Annotated in this window: 10 protein-coding genes; 3 read left to right on the top strand and 7 right to left on the bottom strand. The window is 57.7% G+C overall.

Annotated elements, in window-relative coordinates; all coding sequences use genetic code 11:
- Positions 1 to 10 precede the first annotated feature (10 nt).
- The gene (locus tag CGLUCO_RS06570; RefSeq protein WP_005390020.1) at positions 11 to 1,396 is read left to right on the top strand and encodes a PFL family protein; all 1,386 of its coding nucleotides are present in this window, start codon (positions 11 to 13) and stop codon (positions 1,394 to 1,396) included.
- 153 nt (positions 1,397 to 1,549) lie between these two features.
- Here the strand turns inward: CGLUCO_RS06570 and CGLUCO_RS06575 are convergent, their stop codons facing one another.
- Positions 1,550 to 3,181, bottom strand: coding sequence for an ABC-F family ATP-binding cassette domain-containing protein (locus tag CGLUCO_RS06575; RefSeq protein ID WP_084036325.1), 1,632 nt, complete (start codon positions 3,179 to 3,181; stop codon positions 1,550 to 1,552).
- A 380-nt stretch (positions 3,182 to 3,561) separates the two neighbouring features.
- On the opposite strand from CGLUCO_RS06575, the gene CGLUCO_RS06580 reads away from it, so the two are divergent.
- Both CGLUCO_RS06580 and pepN read left to right on the top strand, forming a co-directional pair.
- Positions 3,562 to 4,698, top strand: coding sequence for a lycopene cyclase family protein (locus tag CGLUCO_RS06580; RefSeq protein ID WP_084036324.1), 1,137 nt, complete (start codon positions 3,562 to 3,564; stop codon positions 4,696 to 4,698).
- 68 nt (positions 4,699 to 4,766) lie between these two features.
- Entirely contained in the window at positions 4,767 to 7,385 is a 2,619-nt protein-coding gene (gene pepN, locus CGLUCO_RS06585; RefSeq protein WP_070738945.1) for an aminopeptidase N, read from the top strand.
- A gap of 926 nt (positions 7,386 to 8,311) precedes the next feature.
- On the opposite strand, the gene CGLUCO_RS06590 is transcribed toward pepN, so the two are convergent.
- The 6 genes from CGLUCO_RS06590 to CGLUCO_RS06615 all read right to left on the bottom strand — a co-directional run bounded on the left by CGLUCO_RS06590 (position 8,312) and on the right by CGLUCO_RS06615 (position 17,069).
- The gene (locus tag CGLUCO_RS06590) at positions 8,312 to 9,925 is read right to left on the bottom strand and encodes a metallophosphoesterase family protein (RefSeq protein WP_084036323.1); all 1,614 of its coding nucleotides are present in this window, start codon (positions 9,923 to 9,925) and stop codon (positions 8,312 to 8,314) included.
- Between the two features lie 467 nt (positions 9,926 to 10,392).
- Complete coding sequence (locus CGLUCO_RS06595) at positions 10,393 to 11,433, bottom strand: cation:proton antiporter (RefSeq protein ID WP_232621841.1); 1,041 nt, start codon at positions 11,431 to 11,433, stop codon at positions 10,393 to 10,395.
- Entirely contained in the window at positions 11,367 to 12,413 is a 1,047-nt protein-coding gene (locus CGLUCO_RS06600; RefSeq protein WP_232621840.1) for a cation:proton antiporter, read from the bottom strand. Before CGLUCO_RS06600 ends, CGLUCO_RS06595 begins: the two co-directional genes overlap by 67 nt.
- A gap of 461 nt (positions 12,414 to 12,874) precedes the next feature.
- Entirely contained in the window at positions 12,875 to 14,068 is a 1,194-nt protein-coding gene (gene hutI / locus CGLUCO_RS06605) for an imidazolonepropionase (protein WP_005390008.1), read from the bottom strand.
- 54 nt (positions 14,069 to 14,122) lie between these two features.
- Complete coding sequence (hutU, locus tag CGLUCO_RS06610; RefSeq protein ID WP_196793932.1) at positions 14,123 to 15,829, bottom strand: urocanate hydratase; 1,707 nt, start codon at positions 15,827 to 15,829, stop codon at positions 14,123 to 14,125.
- Between the two features lie 508 nt (positions 15,830 to 16,337).
- On the bottom strand, positions 16,338 to 17,069 hold the full coding sequence (locus CGLUCO_RS06615; protein WP_005394004.1) for an IclR family transcriptional regulator: 732 nt from the start codon (positions 17,067 to 17,069) through the stop codon (positions 16,338 to 16,340).
- Positions 17,070 to 17,071 lie beyond the last annotated feature (2 nt).

Here is a 17,071-nt window from a genome sequence, read left to right on the forward strand (position 1 = left end):
GGGACCTGTTATGAATACACCGCTACATGCCTCTCCCCTAGTAACCAATTCCTCGGACATCCTCGAGACGATCAACATGGTTGAGCGGATGCGGCTCGATATCCGTACTGTCACCATGGGCATTAACCTCCTTGGCTGCATTCGCACGACGATGCAGGAGACCGCCGACGCGGTCTACGAGCACATCGTCAGCACCGCCCACGACCTGGTTCCCGTGTGTGAGGGAATTGAGGACGAGCTCGGCATTCCGATTGTCAACAAGCGCATTTCTGTCACCCCAGTCGGCATCCTCGCGACCGCCGTTGACGGTGATCCCGTTCTCATCGCAGAGGCGCTGGATAAGGCTGCTGCTGAAGTCGGAGTCGACTTCATCGGCGGCTACACCGCACTGTGCGACAAGGGGTTGACAGCAGGCGAAAAGCGCCTCATAGAATCCATGCCACGAGCACTGTCACAAACAAATATCGTGTGTGGCTCAGTCAACGTCGGTTCATCCCGCGCCGGTATCAACATTGATGTTGTGAAGCTGCTTGGCACCGTGATCAAGGATGCCGCCGAAGCCACGAAGGATGCCTCTGCTATCGCCTGCGCGAAGCTCGTTGTTTTTGCCAATGCAGTCAGCGACAACCCGTTCATGGCAGGAGCTTTCCACGGCGTGGAAGAAGCCGATGTGGTGATCAATGTCGGGGTGTCCGGCCCCGGTGTCGTCGATCGTGCCATCGGCACGCTGGAGGGTGCCACACTCGATCAGGTGGCGGCGGAAATTAAGCGCGCTGCCTTTAAGATCACCCGTGCTGGCCAGCTCGTCGGCACGATGGCTTCGGAGCGACTTGGCGTGCCGTTTGGCATCGTCGACCTCTCGCTTGCGCCTACGGCTGAACAGGGCGACTCCGTCGCCCACATCCTTGAGCACATGGGCCTGGAACAGGTCGGTACCCACGGCACGACGGCAGCATTGGCGCTGCTTAACGATGCCGTAAAGAAGGGTGGTCTCATGGCCTGCTCGCGCATTGGTGGTCTCTCGGGGTCATTCATCCCTGTGTCTGAAGATAAGGGCATGATCGATGCCGTCCGGGCAGGTACTCTCCGGATCGAGAAACTCGAGGCTATGACGTGCATTTGCTCTGTCGGGCTCGACATGATCGCGATTCCGGGCGACACGACGGCCTCCACGATTTCTGCGATGATTGCCGATGAGGCAGCCATCGGCGTGATGAACCATAAAACAACCGCAGTCCGCGTTATCCCCGTTCCAGGTGCCACCGTGGGCGACGACGTGGACTTCGGCGGTCTCCTGGGCTACGCACCGGTCATCGAGGTGGGCCAGAAATCGGCAGAAGCCTTCGTCTCCCGTGGCGGGTTCATCCCCGCGCCTGTCCACGGGTTCCGCAATTAGTTTGTAGAGCCCTTATATAGCGCGGCGACGGCCACAAAGAAAAAGGCTGCAACCGAATTTTTTCGTTCGGCTGCAGCCTTTTTATAAACAACTCACTTCCTCATTGCTTCATCTTTCGGAGCCGCATAAGTTCCTGGACACGGCGGCAAAGAGCTAAGTCAGCTCGACGATTTCCATGTACTCATCGTTCCACAGATCCTCGGTGCCATCAGGCAGGATGATGACACGCTCAGGATCAAGCGCCCTCACAGCACCTGGGTCGTGCGTCACGAGGACGACGGCGCCCTTGTACGTGCGCAGCGCATCGAGCACCTGCTCGCGCGAGACAGGATCCAAGTTGTTCGTCGGCTCGTCGAGAAGCAAAACATTGGCACGGGAGGAAACAAGCGTGGCCAGCGCGAGACGGGTCTGCTCACCGCCCGAGAGAGTTCCCGCGCGTTGCTCCAGCTGGTCGCCAGAGAACATGAAGGCACCGAGCAGACTGCGCAGCTGCTGCTCGTCGGCATCGGGACAGGCGGCTATCGTGTTTTCCCACACCGTCGCATTTTGATCGATGGTGTCGTGTTCCTGGGCAAAGTAGCCAATCTTCAGGCCATGACCGCGGACGATACCGCCTTCGCCGTCGGTGCGCTCAACACCGGCGAGAAGTTTCAGCAGCGTCGTTTTACCTGCGCCGTTGAAGCCGAGGATCACCACACGGGAGCCCTTATCCACGGCGAGATCCACGCCCGCAAACACCTCAAGCGAGCCGTACATCTTGGTCAAGCCTGTGGCATTAAGCGGGGTTTTGCCGCACGGAGCCGGATCCGGGAAGGAAATATGGGCGACTTTGTCGTGCTGACGCACCTCATCGGTCCGGGCAACCATCTTTTCTGCGCGCGCCCGCATCTGCTTGGCTGCGGCGGCCTTCGTCGCCTTCGCGCCCAATTTATCCGCCTGCTTGAGCAGCGCAGCAGCTTTCTTTTCCGCGTTGGCGCGCTCCCGCCTGCGGCGCGCTTCGTCCGTTGCCCGGGCATCAACGTACTTGTCCCACCCCATGTTGTACACGTCTGCCTCAGCACGCACAGCGTCGAGGAACCAGATCTTGTTGCACACGGCTTTGAGAAGCTCCACGTCGTGGGAAATCATGAGGAGTCCGCCCTCGTGCTTGCGGAGAAATTCACGTAGCCAGGAAATTGAGTCACTATCCAGGTGGTTGGTCGGCTCGTCGAGAAGCAGAGTCATCGTCGACTTCCCGGAACCGGCCGTGGATCCGAAGAGGATCTGCGCCAGCTCCACGCGTCGGCGCTGACCACCGGACAGCGTCTTCAGGGGCTGGTCGAGTACACGGGCCGGAAGCCCCAAGGAGTCGCAGATCCGTGCAGCTTCTGCTGCTGCTTCGTAACCGCCGAGGGAGTGGTAGCGTTCCTCCAACCGGGAATACTTCTTAATGGCATTGGCCTGCTTGTTGGGGTCCATGGTTGTCTCCATGATCTCCTGCTGGCGCTCCATTGAGGTCTTAATCTCCCCCAGGCCACGGGCGGAAAGGACGCGGTCACGTGCCGTCTGCTCAATATTTCCTTCGCGGGAATCCTGTGGCAGGTAGCCGATATCTCCGGAACGCTTGACAGAACCCCGCCAGGGTTCCGTCTCTCCGGAGAGAATACGCATGGTGGTGGTCTTTCCCGCACCGTTGCGGCCCACCAGCCCGATTCTGTCGCCGGGCTGCACACGAAGATGCTGCCCCGGAGCCGTCAGAAGTGTCCGGGCACCGACACGTACCTCTAAATCCTGCGTAACAATCACGGCGATACAGTGTACAACACCGCCAAAGCAACCCCTAGCCACGACGGCAGGTGCCTGAGGGCGAAGGCGCCATCGCTACGCAATATCGATACTGCACCTAAACAGCGCACTCTGTCGCCTCGTTGATGTTTCCCGACGGGCGCATGGACCTGGGAGGGGCGAAACAGATGGCGGACCATTTGGATGCACTGTGGATTGTGACATCGGATTGTGGCATCGACATCTGACTTCAGTGCGCACACCCCGCACCGAAGACCACCGTGCATAGGAACTCGCTGCCCAGAAGCGTTGTCCCTGGAGTATCTCCACTTCGGCGTGCAGAGGCATGTGTAGAAGCAGTATTTTGCCACGTCCCCGCATGTGGCACCTACAATCAAGCCATGAAACTCGCCGTTATCGGACTAGGCCCCGCTGGTCTCGCCATCGCACACCGCGCGTCGGTACGCGGGTGGCAGGTGGCCGGGTGGGATCCGCAACCACCACCGACGCATGTCCTCAGCGTTTTTGCCGATGAGCTCCCCCACTGGGCGGCATCCCTGCCAGAGCAATCCGTTTCTTCACCTGTCGTCTACACACACGACAGGCAGCGGATCTGTCTCAACCGCGACTATCTCGTCCTTGACAATCCCCGTGTATGGAAGGCGCTTACGACTTTTCCCGTTCACCGCGAAGCCGTCGATGCCGATAGCGTCACCGCCGAGGACTTAGGAGCAGACATTGTCATCGACGCACGCGGTACGCGGGACCTCTTTTCCAGCGGAACGCCAGTCCAGGTTGCGACTGATAGTTACCAGCGGGGTCAACACGAGACAGTGTTCATGGACTTCCGCACAGATGAACCGGATCATTTTCTCTACACGGTGCCGCTGGCAAACGGCGATTACCTCCAGCAGGACACCATCCTTGCCACGCGAACTCCCAGTAAAGGGCGCAGGGGCAACAACTGTAGCAGTAGCGGTAACAATGACGGCGCTTGCGGCAACGGCCGCACTGGCACCGACGTGTTCATTCCTCTGGCCCCTCGAGCGTACACAGGGCCGCATGTCCCCTATGGCTCCCGCGCTGGTTTTATCAATCCGTTTACTGGCTACTCCATCGCCACGTCGTTTCGCTTTGCGGATCCCACCCTCGACGCACTGGAGGCTCGCAGCCACCATCAGCAACGTTCCGAGACACGCATTCTAGACCGCTTTGCCAGACTGGGGAAAACCACTGCTTCTTCCGTGCGAGGTGACCAGGAAGCTGTTTCTCCGTCTCCCTTATTTCCCTGGCAGACAAGGAGATTCCGCGCAGATGAAGCATTGTCTCAGCGCTGTCTCACCTGTCTTCTCGCGCTTCCGTTGGAAACCCGCCGAAACGTGATTGAATCTGTGTTCACGCTCTCCCCAGATCTGGCCCGAAACTTCCTCATTTTGGGACATCCAAGCGCTACCCTTAAGGGGATGGCTCGCATCTGGATTGGTTTACGCGATAGCACTGACAAAGCGAAGCTTGTACGCGCTTTTGCCACCAGTTAGGCCACAGAACAAGAGGCAGGCTTTTTATGCTGCCGCAGCACGCACTCACTGGACACGAAAGGATACCCATGACCTCGGTTAACCTCACAAAGAAAGAGGCACAACACCGCAGTGACATGCTCGACGTCGAGCACTACACCATTCACCTCGACCTCACCACCGGCGAGGAAACCTTCAGCTCCATCACCACAGCCCGCTTCAAGGTGAAAAAGTCCGGCGACACGTTCATTGACTTGCGTGCAAAAAACGTCACCGAGGTGCTCCTCGACGGTGAGGACATCACCGCCAAAGCACTGACTCTCAACGATGCCGGCTACGACGAGGAGCACGGCATTGTCCTAACCGGTCTGACTGAAGGCGAGCACACCCTTCAGATCACCGCTGATGCTGTGTACTCCCACTCCGGTCAGGGACTTCACCGCTTTGTCGACCCCGCCGATAACCGCGTGTACATGTATACACAGTTCGAGGCCGCCGACGCCAAGCGCATGTTTGCCTGCTTCGACCAGCCGGATCTAAAGGCAACATACGATCTGACCGTCGTCACCCCTGATGACTTCGTCATTGTCACCAACGCACCTGTTGAGACACATGTGAGGGACGGCAAGGCCACCCACACCTCAACTATTGATTACCGCCTGTCCACCTACCTTGTCGCCCTCATCGCTGGCCCGTACTTCGAGGTCAAGGATTCCTGGACGGGACCCCTGACCAAGCATCCCGAGACACCCGAAGGCCAATACGGCCCGCACGTCGGCCAGGCAGACGAACTGACCATTCCACTATCCATTTACTGCCGGCAGTCGATCGCCGAGGCACTGGATGCCGACGTTCTCTTCGATCAGACGAAGCAGGGATTCGACTTCTACCATCAGGTCTTCGGTGTCATGTACCCGTTCCACAAATATGACCAGGTTTTCTGCCCTGAATACAACATGGGCGCGATGGAAAACGCCGGCTGCGTGACCTTCCGCGATGAGTACGTTTTCACATCCAAGCCGACGGAGTACCGCTACGAGCGCCGCTGCGACACTATTTTGCACGAAATGGCCCATATGTGGTTCGGCGACTTGGTCACCATGCAGTGGTGGGATGACCTGTGGCTCAACGAGTCCTTTGCCACCTGGTCTGCCGCCACCGCGATGGTCGCCAACACCAAGTACAAGACGGCGTGGGTTACCTACTGCTCGGTAGAGAAGGCTTGGGCCTACGCTCAGGACACTCTTCCCACTACTCACCCAATTTCCACCGATGCCTCCGATATTGAGGCCGTGGAGCAGAACTTCGACGGCATTACCTACGCCAAGGGCATGAGCGTGCTGAAGCAGCTGGCGGCATACGTTGGCCAGGATGCCTTCCTCGCCGGCGTCCGCCTGCACTTCGCCCGCCATGCATTCGGCAACGCCACCTTCGATGACCTTCTCCAGTCGCTGTCGGAATCTTCTGGCCGCGACCTGTCTGACTGGGCTCACCAGTGGCTGAAGACCACCGGTGTTAACGCGCTGCGCCCGGCCTTTACCGTAGAGGACGGAAAGTACACGTCCTTCGCCGTTGAGCAGGATGGGGCCCAGCCGGGTAACGGTGAGTTCCGCACGCACCGTATCGGTGTGGGTCTGTATTCGCTTATCGACGGGAAGGTCACCCGCACCGACCGGGTTGAGGTAGACATCGACTCGGCATCGAAGGAAGTCAGCGAGTTCATCGGTAAGGATGCAGCCGACCTCGTCTTGGTCAACGATGACGATCTGACCTACGCCATCATGGAGCTCGACCCGGCATCCCTCTCCTTTGTCCAGGAACACATTGGGGACATCGAGGACCCGATGGCCCGCGCACTGTGCTGGTCTGCGGCCTGGCAGATGGTCCGCAACACAAAGATGCGTGGCCGCGACTTCGTCGAGCTTGTTCGCCGTGGCGCCCCGGTAGAGAAGGAAACCGCCGTCCTCGGCCAAATCCTGGCGCAGGCGACGACGGCCGTCACCCGCTACTCCGACCCCGAGTGGGTCGAAGCAGAGGGCAACGCCCTCCTGGCAACGACCCTGCTCGAAGGAGCAAAGGTTACCCGCGACTTCCGCCAGGTCGCCTTCGTCAACCAGCTCCTCTCTGTCACCCCCACCGAGGAGGCGAAGGAATTCTTCCGCTCAATCCTCGAGGGAACGCCCTCCATCGACGGTGTTGAGGTCGATGCTGAACTCAAGTGGAAGGCCCTTACTGCCCTCATCGCCGCCGGCGACATCAACGCCCCAGAGGAAAAGATCCGGGCGATGCGAGAAGAGGACAAGCTTGCCTCCGGGCAGAACTCTGCGTGGCGCGCCGGGGCTGCTATCCCCACGAAGGACGTGAAGACCGCTGTGTGGAAGGAGCTGACCGATACGTCACGCTCCATGAGCAACCTGGAGCGCAGGCACAAGCTGGAGGGCCTCACCTTTGCAGGATCTGCTCCGCTCCTCGAACCGTTTGCCAAGGACTACTTCGCACTGGCTCCACGCATGTGGAAGAACTTCAGCTCGGAGACCGCGCTGCAAATGGTCGAAGGCCTCTTCCCCTACTACGCCACGTCACAGGAGACAGTCGACACGGCACAGGTTGTCCTCGATTCCGAGCACCCTGCAGCACTCCACCGCGTTATCGCCGAAGGCCAGGATCGGCTCCAGCGCGCGCTGCGCAACCGCGAAGCTGATAAATAGCAGCGCTGAAAACGAGAGTTCCTGCTGGCCCAGTCATGTTGCCAGCGATGGTCGTCCCAGCGCTATTTGTTGGTTCCGGCGGGCATAGCAGGAACACCGTGGATTCTTAACCTAAGCGCACGCCGTTTTCGCACGGGTTAAAAGCGACAACGTTCCTTGCTTTCGGCCACTGCACGAATCCGGTCATCAAAGGCGTACTCAGATAGTCTGGGTACGCCTTTTCCGTAATTTTTCCTCCTTCGTCTACCTCCCTGCCGTTTACTTTCACTCTCCCTTTCCATCGACTTCCCTTTCCCCCGCCCAGGATCCGCACCTGGCTCGTCCGAAGACACCCCAACTTCTCGGCAGCATAAAAAGACCTTCGTGCAGAGATTCTCCTCTGTGCACGCCTTGGTAGCGGTGAACTTCCATGCGCTTCGTCTCCGGCTACCAGTATTCTATTGCGGACACTTTAGTCACTGCTTCAAGCGGCCAAAAAGTGGCTGCTGTCTGTGGCACGCGCCCCTCGCCACTAGTGATCGGTGCTTCTTCACTTCTTAGAGTCCGCACGAGGCGCGAACAGCAGCAGCTTTCGAGGTGCTAATGAGCCCTGAAACTGTTGAAGAAACGGAGACCACAGGGCGTCGACAAGCTACTTTCAAGCATACAAAGTGGACTAGAAAGGGATGTGAGATCCCATGCGTACCCGCCCGGGCCCCGCCCGGGTGTCCGCTACCAGCTCAGATTTACCAGCTCCGATCTGCTAGCCAGATTGTGACATCTCAAAATGTGAAGCCTCAACAAATACACGCTAGTAGAAACTGGCTACTGCACAGACGTAAGTAAAGCGAAAAACCGAACCAGATTCTCAACCTTCACTAATCACCTTTTCTAACCGTGCAGCGGGCGAAAACTACACGTTGGAAAATGATCCCTCCAGCAAGAGTCTACGAGTGGATCGGGAAATCATGGAACCGAATCATTTCCTGCTTTTCAAAGTCCCATGCCTCAACACGGACACGGTCAGGATAGGTTTTGACGCGGAGCCCCGTTGTCTGCGGTAGTGCGGGATCGACCTCCTCATCATAGTCACCATCCGGAAGATTTGCGTTTTTTACGGCGCCAGTATTTACAACCGGGAAACCGTGCTTGTCCGCTCCACGGTAGACACCCCACCAATCCCCTGCAGTCAGTGAAGCATGCGTATGGCTAGTGAACATAACAATGTTGTCGTGCCCTTGGAGGACTTTATTCAGCTTGCCCAATTCCGCGAAATCGTTTCCGTACCAAGGCGAATGCGTGCTCGTCACTGTGTATGGAAGGACGAGGTGACTGAAGAGAAAGACCGTCTTTCCTTTCCCTTCCCAATAATCGAGACGCTGCTTGAGCCAATTTAGCTGCGCATCGGACAGCACCACATAGGGCTCTTTTCCGTCGCGGGCGACATCATCGTAAAACTCGGTCGAGATCATGAGCAGCGGTTGACCATCGACAACTTCTTCGCGCCATACGTGATCCTGCTTGGTCATATCCAAGTAACGGTGGAGGAACGTATCCGATCCGTCCGTGCCAAGCATCTCATGGTTACCGATCGTAAAGTACTCCCTGCCTGAAGCATGCGGATGCGCAGCTCTATCAGCAGCAAAGTTGGCATAGTTTTCCGCGTAGCCCATATCGACATAGTCCCCATTGACTACCATCGCGCCAGCAGGGTCTGGCTGCCGGTTGAGGAAGTCAATCACATCGCCGTACTTCTTCTCGTTATGCGTGTCGGAGATAACATCGACGACTGCGGTAGGCGTACCCGGATCCGCAGGTAGTGGTGTGGTGACGGTGACGTTATCGATCGCCCAGAACCAATCGTCCTGCGCATTCCCGTAAACGAACGTCGCGCTAACAGATTGTGCACCGCTGGGAGCAGTAAAGCCGACTTGTTCGTGGGTGGAGAAGGAATCCTTCGTAAACTCCCGAACCGTCTTGGATTCGCCCGTATCAAACGTCAGAACTACCTTTGCTGTGTTGTCGCTCGATCCCTGACGGTAATGCGATTCGAACTCAAGCTGGTAGGCCACACCAGGAGTGATAGGGACTGATGGGGAGGTCAGTTCCGTCGTCATCTGTTCCCCCGCTTTCAAACGGTGGTGCTTACTCTCAGCTATTGCCACCTTTCCGTCACCGCGCGTGAAGTAGTGACGCTTGTCTGTGCCCACGGCCCACGTCCAGTCACGGATCGTGGCGAAGTTCCACCCTTCCCAGCGTTTTTCCCCGGAGTGAAGAACATTGGTATGGACAGTCCAACCCGTGCGATCTTCGAAGTCTTCCATCCAAGTGCCGCCGGTAACAGGATCAGTGATTGGTGCCGATGCGTCGGGGTTTGCTGGGGCATCGGCAGAGCCAGCCGCACCCGACGAACCGTTGGATTGGCTGGGAGCAGATGAGGAGTTTTCCCAGGACAGTGAGCTCAAAAGCCCGTCCACCCGGCCCGAGGAGAGATTTTGTGCCGACACGGGAGATGCGAGCAGGCAGAGGGTTACGACAGCTGAAAGGAAGGATGTGCGCATGCGATTCTTTCTTTTCCGACAAAGCTATTGGATCAAAACGTTGATAGCCTAATCTGCCGAGGTGACCAGCCGGTTACAGGAAGAAAAACGCCGCATGGCATTGAGGTGAAACCAAAAGACCGCACTTCTTGGCACTGGGCTCATTTGGGATCCCCCCGCAGAAACCAATATGCACTCTCTGTCCGGCCACGGAGCACGCTTTTCACTGCCCGCTGGCCACACGGGTAGCGCCGAACTCCTCCAGAAGCCGAAGACATGCTACTGCTAGATAATCCGGCCGCCAGGACAAACAGCGAGAACAAGCTGTCCTAGTGTTGTGGCCTGCTCAAAAACTCAACCCTTGCAGGACCTGCTCAAAAACTCAACCCTTGCAGGACCTGCTCAAAAACTCGAACCTTGCAGGCCCTGCAGACCTTGCAGTATCTGCAGTATCTGCAGGTCTTGGTTGATACCATGTCGTCGAAGCACTAATGCGCGCCGTAATCGGAGAGGTTCATCTGCAAAAGGTATACCTCGTCACGAAGTGTCGCAGCCTCAGCGGTAGTAATCTCGCCGGCCTCACGAAGCTCCTGGATACATCCGAGCTCCAACCGAAGTGCCTCGACCTCGAGCAAATCCTGTTCTTCAGCCAAAGACATCACGCGGGAGCTTCCTTCTTCTCTACGAGCCTGAAGCTGGTCTGCAAGCAGAAGGAAACGTTGGTTCTCAGCAATGAGATAGTGAATGGCGTTTTGCGCCGCGTCCGTATTCGGGTCGAGGTGAGACAAGTAAGCGAGGGAAAAGCGTGCCATTTCCTGGCGGGCTGCACGAATATCCGTCGGCACAGCCTGGCGCTTCTCCACACCTCGCTTGCTAAAACGATCCCTGAAGCCACGAGCAAGCCTAAGGAGAACCCTCTTACGCCGTCCATGGCGCTTTTGACGCTCCTTGAGAGCCCGGAGCATGCGCTCATTTGCCTGCTTCATGGGAGTGTAAATGGCCTCAGTGAGCTCACCCTCCGCACAGAGATTATCGAGATAATCAAGTTGTTGCACGAGGAGATCTGCACGCTGCTCGCCGACAGCTTCCTCAAGTTCCTCACCCATCGTCAACTCGGCGATCTCCCGGTTATAACGCGCTATAAGGAAGGAGACGGCGTGAGGATGCTTGGGACCAAGTTCTTCGCTTATCGCGGAAATGAGGCGTTCCTTCACCTTCACCCGAACCTCAGTGTCCCGCTCGTTATCTCCTGTCCCTTCGGCGGGAGCAAGGACTGGGAGAATAAAGTTCGCGAGCAGCAGCGTGCAAAGAATGATTCCGGATGCCAGAAAGAGTAGTTCATCCCTGATGTGCAATCCATCGATGCCGACAAGTGAGTGTGGAAGCGTCAACGCGATGGACAACGTGACTGCTCCCTTGGGACCGCCCAACGTTGTGGCTAGCGAGGCGACAATGAGGTCTGTCAGCGAGGCAGGCACGGAGCCAGGGGTTCGGCGCCGGGCGTTAAGGTCAAGGACCACGATCCACACGAATCGCAGCAGCGTATCATTGCCGTGAGTACGAACACTGCCGTAAGCAGCGACAACGGCTTCGTGGTCGCCTCCCACGAGTGGGTGAAAATGCTTGGTAGGCGTGACCCCAGAAACACGAACACGATGCCGTTGAGGACAAACGACATGACCTCCCACACTCCTTGGGAGACGAGGGATACACGAGCCGCGTAGACCGTACTCCGCGTGGGAATGAGGGCGATAAAGAGGCCAGCAGCCACAACTGCAAGGATTCCGCTGAAGCCAAGCTTCTCCGCCAGCAAGTTGATAAACAGCGGAGTAAGGATCTCGAAGGTGACGTGGAACACCGTGGATTCCATACCAATTCCGCGTACCGCCCTTTGGATGAGAACCACCACGATGCCCATGGCGATGCCGAAGAGCAGTCCTCCACCGAAGGAAACTGCAAAGGTGGTAGCCGCATCTTTGATGGAGAAGATGCCTGTCACGGCGAGGCCGACTGCGAACTGGAAACTCACGATACCAGAAGCATCGTTAATGAGGGATTCTCCAGAAAGGAGAGCCTGCTGACGACCACTCAGCTTCGTTGATTTCGACAACGCAGATACAGCCACACCATCCGTCGGGCCGAGCGCGGCTCCGAGTGCGAGGCCTGCTGCTAAGGGGATCGTCGGGACAATCCATTGGAGGGTGAAGCCGACGACGAAAACGCTAGCTACGACGAGTCCGATGGCGAGGGAGAGAATGGCTCCCGCGTTTTTCATGAGCGCCCGCTTAACCACGTGCTGCGATTCGTCGTAAAGCAATGGACCGATGAAAAGGACGAGGAAGAGCTCGGAATCAAAGGTCAACTTAAAGGGTTCCCCAATGATGAGCGCGCCGACAATGCCCATGGCAATCTGTACCAGAGGCAGGGATAACCGCGTCATTACCTGATCAAGAACTGACGAGACCAGAATGATTGTGAACAGGGCGAGGATCATTTCGAGAGCTTGCATGAATTCCGCCTTACGTTCGGCACGTGTACCTGGTCTAGAGTACTACTCCCGATACAGCTGCCCAGCAGCGACGCATGGTTTTTCTGTCTCTTTCCGGGGCCAGGAGACCTGCACTCCTGCCTCCGGCCCCCAAAACTACTCGTCTTTTCCCATAATTGCGTGGATTACGCTGCCACAGTGACTGCGCGCAGGCGGCATGCCGCAGCCACCCACCAAACATGCTGCAGCATCTGTTTTGGATCTCGCAGCACAGCCGTCGGGTCTGTGCACCATGATTGACAGCGGCTACAGCGATCAACAGGAAGTGGATGCACGGTGGTGCCGCAGATCAGAAGCACGATGAGCCGCAGATCATGGGTTTTCACAGCATCCGCGCTCGCTGCATGTTCCGAGGAAACGAGCGCGGTTTGTAAGAGCGATCCCGAGGAGCGAGCCAGAAGCGTGGCTCCTAAGAACGATCCCTACTCGGCGGAATACACGCACGTACCACCGATGTACGTTGCGTAATCCAAGTGCATACCTGGCCTGTACGCCAGATCAACCGCATGAGACGTGTTGAGGACGTGGAGGTTAGCCGCGCAACCGACAGAGAGGGTGCCTACCGCTGGCCGCCCGGATGCATCCAGTCCACCAGCGACCTCGTTGCGGTGCAGAGCCTTCGCCCCGCCGAGGGTTCCAGCAGCAAGGGCCTCATCAAACGAGAGGTAGCCCTGCAAAACGGCGGTGCCCACACACCAGTTCATAGAGCTGGTGTTGGATGTTCCCGGGTTGAGGTCTGAAGCGATAGCCAGGGTTACGCCGGCGTCGAGAAGCTTCCTCGCAGGGGCCAGTGGATGACGAGTGCAGATATCCGCACCAGGGAGAATCGTTGCTACGGTATCCGATCCGGCAAGCAGCTCCACATCCTGATCTGAGGGGAATGTCACATGGTCGACCGATGCAGCCCCTACCTCGACAGCGAGCGCGATGCCGGGGCCCTCACCGAGCTGATTACCGTGCACACGGGGCACGAGGCCCTTCTTCCTGCCGGCTTCAAGAATCTTTTTACACTCCTCGTAAGTGAAGGCACCCTCCTCACAAAAGACGTCAATCCAGCCCACGTGAGGGGCGACAGCTTCCAGCATCTCCCCTGCTACCAATTCGACATAGTCTGACTGGTCCATTTCGGGAGGGCACACATGCGCACCGAGGAAGGTCACCTCGTCGCAGAGTTCTGCGCCAATTTCTGCCGCCAAGACCTCCGTCGGAATCGTCAGCCCATAGCCGGTCTTCGTCTCGACGGTGGTCGTACCTCCAGCATGACAGGCGGCCAGCCGCCCACGCACCAACTTGCGGAGACGCTCCTCGGACGCTTGTCGGGTAGCCTCCATCGTCGTGCGGATGCCACCGGCTTCGTAGGATTGACCAGCCATCCGCGCTTCAAACTCGGCTGACCTGTCGCCATCGAAGACCATGTGCGTATGCGAGTCCACCCAGCCAGGAATCACCGCCCGTCCTCCGAGGTCAGTGACTTCGGCGGCCTCCGGTGCCTCCGCAGCCTCACCGACCCACGTGATCTGCCCGTTTTCTGTTGCAAGAGCGGCATTCTCGAGGGTTCCGTTGGACACGGTGCGGAGTTCGGAGATTCCGGTAAATAGTACTGAGTTGGCTGCCACGAGTGGCTCCTTCCGGCTAGGATGGGCAAACGAATGTTTCAGAGGTAGCAGTGCTTACTGCTCCTCACGGCTGTGGAATTCCATGGGGATCCGCACGCCCCGTTCCTCTGCGACCTCATGTGCGCGATTGTACCCTGCATCAAAGTGCCGGATGACACCCATCGCAGGATCATTCGTCAGCACTCGCTCCAGCTTCTTAGCTGCCAGGTCTGTACCGTCTGCGACGGTTACCTGTCCTGCGTGCAGGGAGCGGCCGATGCCGACACCACCACCGTGGTGGAAGGACACCCACGTCGCGCCGGAGGCAGTGTTCACAAGCGCGTTGAGGATTGGCCAATCAGCGATCGCATCGGAACCATCAATCATGCCTTCTGTCTCGCGGTACGGGCTGGCGACGGAGCCGGAATCGAGATGGTCACGTCCGATGACAATCGGGGCGCTGATCTTGCCCTCCTTAACTAGCTCGTTAAACTTCAACCCGGCCTTGTGGCGCTCACCGTAGCTCAACCAACAGATACGTGCGGGAAGACCCTCGAACTCTACGTACTCTTCTGCTGCATCGAGCCAGCGGATGAGATGCTCGTTCTCGGGGAAGAGTTCGCGCAGAGCATCGTCGGTTACCTTGATGTCGTTGGGGTCGCCAGATAGCGCAGCCCACCGGAAAGGTCCGTTACCTTCGCAGAACAGCGGGCGGATATAAGCCGGAACGAAGCCTGGGAACTCGAAGGCCCTGTTGTATCCCGCCTTACGAGCTTCGTCGCGGATCGAGTTGCCGTAGTCAAATACCTCGGCACCCTCATCCTGGAACTCCACCATTGCCTGTACCTGAGCGGCCATCGACTCGCGTGCCTTCTTCGTGAACGTCTGCGGGTCGTCTGCTGCCTCGGTGTGCCACCTATCGAAGGGGATTTCCTGCGGAAGGTAGCTGAGGGGATCGTGTGCTGAAGTTTGGTCAGTCACGATATCGATGTGGATTTCGCCCGTCCGGTGACGTTTGAGCATCTCGGGGAACAGCTCGGAGGCGTTGATTTCCAAACCGATCGACAGCGCTCGCTTCTCTTCCTTGGCCTGATTTGCCTGTGCCACCGCGTCATCGATGCTGTCAGCGATGGTATCGAGGTACCGCTTGGACATGCGACGCTCGAGCCTACCGCGGTCAACATCTGCGATGATGACCACGCCACCGTTCAGTGTGACGGCAAGAGGCTGGGCACCACCCATGCCACCGCACCCACCGGTGAGGGAGATAGTTCCTGCTAGGGTGCCGTTGAAACGCTTTCGCGCAATGGCCGCGAACGTCTCGAAGGTTCCCTGCAGAATGCCCTGCGTAGCGATGTAAATCCAGGAGCCTGCAGTCATCTGGCCGTACATGATGAGGCCCTCATCCTCGAGGCGACGGAATTCCTCCCATGTGGCCCAGTCGCCGACCAGGTTGGAGTTGGCGATGAGCACGCGCGGAGCCCACTCGTTCGTTTTCAACACGCCAACGGGTTTCCCGGACTGGACGAGGAGGGTCTCGTCATCTTCGAGTTCCTTGAGCGTTTCGACGATCATGTCAAATGCTTCCCACGATCGAGCAGCGCGCCCCGTACCACCGTAGATAACGAGTTCATCCGGTTTTTCAGCGACTTCTGGATCGAGGTTATTCATAAGCATCCGCAAAGGAGCTTCTGTTTGCCAGCTCTTGGCGTTGAGCTTCGTGCCACGGGGGGCGTGAACTTCGCGAGGACCATGACCGGGGGTTGACAGGTTCGGATTCAAGGCGCAACCTTTCCTACATCCGTTGGGATTCCGATCCCAGCGGGAGCGCCGAGATAGAACCCAACATCACAAATGAACTATATCTGTATTTCTCCACCCACTTTAGGTAGCGTTGGCCAATTTCGGAGTAGTTTACGAACGATGGAATGTCTTTAGTATCAGACAAAAGAGTGTGCTCTCCGCGCTAAATAGCAGCACACCCTACTGTTTCACCCCACACGCAGGAAGAAACTGGATCCGGACGAGGATTCGCTAAACTCCCCCAGACCTCCCCACCGCCTCCGATACTTTCATCTTCACCCCCGTCTACCTCCCTTCCTTTCCCCCTCCTCCAAGCCACAGGCTTATCGTTCGGCAGGGTGCATCCCTAACCCGAGCCGATGGCTCACCACCTCGCATCACAAGACGATTGCCTAAGCAGATCCGGATTGCTGAACAGCGAACAGTACGAGAAGCAGAAAAGTGGCGTGAAAACCTTTCCTCCCCGCGCTCTACTGCCGGGACATGCTTACTCGAGCAGGTGGCGTTTAGAAGCCGACCCGAACACGCGTTTCTCCAGTCCTGCAGCCTTCATTTGCAAATCCTCTATCACAGACATGCGGGCAGTATCACCGATGGAACCGGTCGCAAAAGTGACGGCAAGTGCGGCAGCAGGCTCTTGCAGATGATTGAGAATCGGCACCGCAATCGATTCCTGCCCCGGGGCGACAACTTCGATCTCCTCCGCATACCCCTGGACCCGGATTTCCAACAATTCCTCCGGGACACTTCCCAAAACAGCGTTGATACGGGTTGTGTCCATCATCGAAAGCATTGCTTTCCCCGACGCAGTATGCATCGCGGGCAGTCTCACTCCCACGCCTGTTACGAGTCTGGGCGCACCAGGCGAGGGCAGCTCTAAAATGTAGACCACCTCGTCACCGACGATGCGAGAAACGTGACAGGTGCCGGAGACTAGTTCAGCTAAGTGTTTAGCCGGCCTAGTGGCTGCTCGAACGAGCGGTTGCTGTGTGGCGTAGGCACCGGACATGCCATAAGCGGCAATCCCTAAACCGTAAGCACGCCGTTCAGGGACGTACATCACGTAACCGTACTCGATCATGACGTTGAGCAGGTGATACGTGGTCGACCGAGGAAGACCGAGCTCTTGTTGAATTCGAGCTGCGCTCACTGGGGAATCCAGGGTGGAAAGCAACGTCAAAATACGAAGAGTATTTGCTGCGGCGGGTACGTGGGACATAA

It is taken from the genome of Corynebacterium glucuronolyticum DSM 44120, from assembly GCF_030440595.1.
GTDB lineage: Bacteria > Actinomycetota > Actinomycetes > Mycobacteriales > Mycobacteriaceae > Corynebacterium > Corynebacterium glucuronolyticum.

Coding starts and splice junctions, on each gene's coding strand:
- CGLUCO_RS06600 (WP_232621840.1), bottom strand. CDS start 12,413: ATGCAAGCTCTCGAAATGATCCTCGCCCTGTTCACAATCATTCTGGTC.
- CGLUCO_RS06580 (WP_084036324.1), top strand. CDS start 3,562: ATGAAACTCGCCGTTATCGGACTAGGCCCCGCTGGTCTCGCCATCGCA.
- pepN (WP_070738945.1), top strand. CDS start 4,767: ATGACCTCGGTTAACCTCACAAAGAAAGAGGCACAACACCGCAGTGAC.
- CGLUCO_RS06570 (WP_005390020.1), top strand. CDS start 11: ATGAATACACCGCTACATGCCTCTCCCCTAGTAACCAATTCCTCGGAC.
- CGLUCO_RS06615 (WP_005394004.1), bottom strand. CDS start 17,069: ATGTCCCACGTACCCGCCGCAGCAAATACTCTTCGTATTTTGACGTTG.
- CGLUCO_RS06590 (WP_084036323.1), bottom strand. CDS start 9,925: ATGCGCACATCCTTCCTTTCAGCTGTCGTAACCCTCTGCCTGCTCGCA.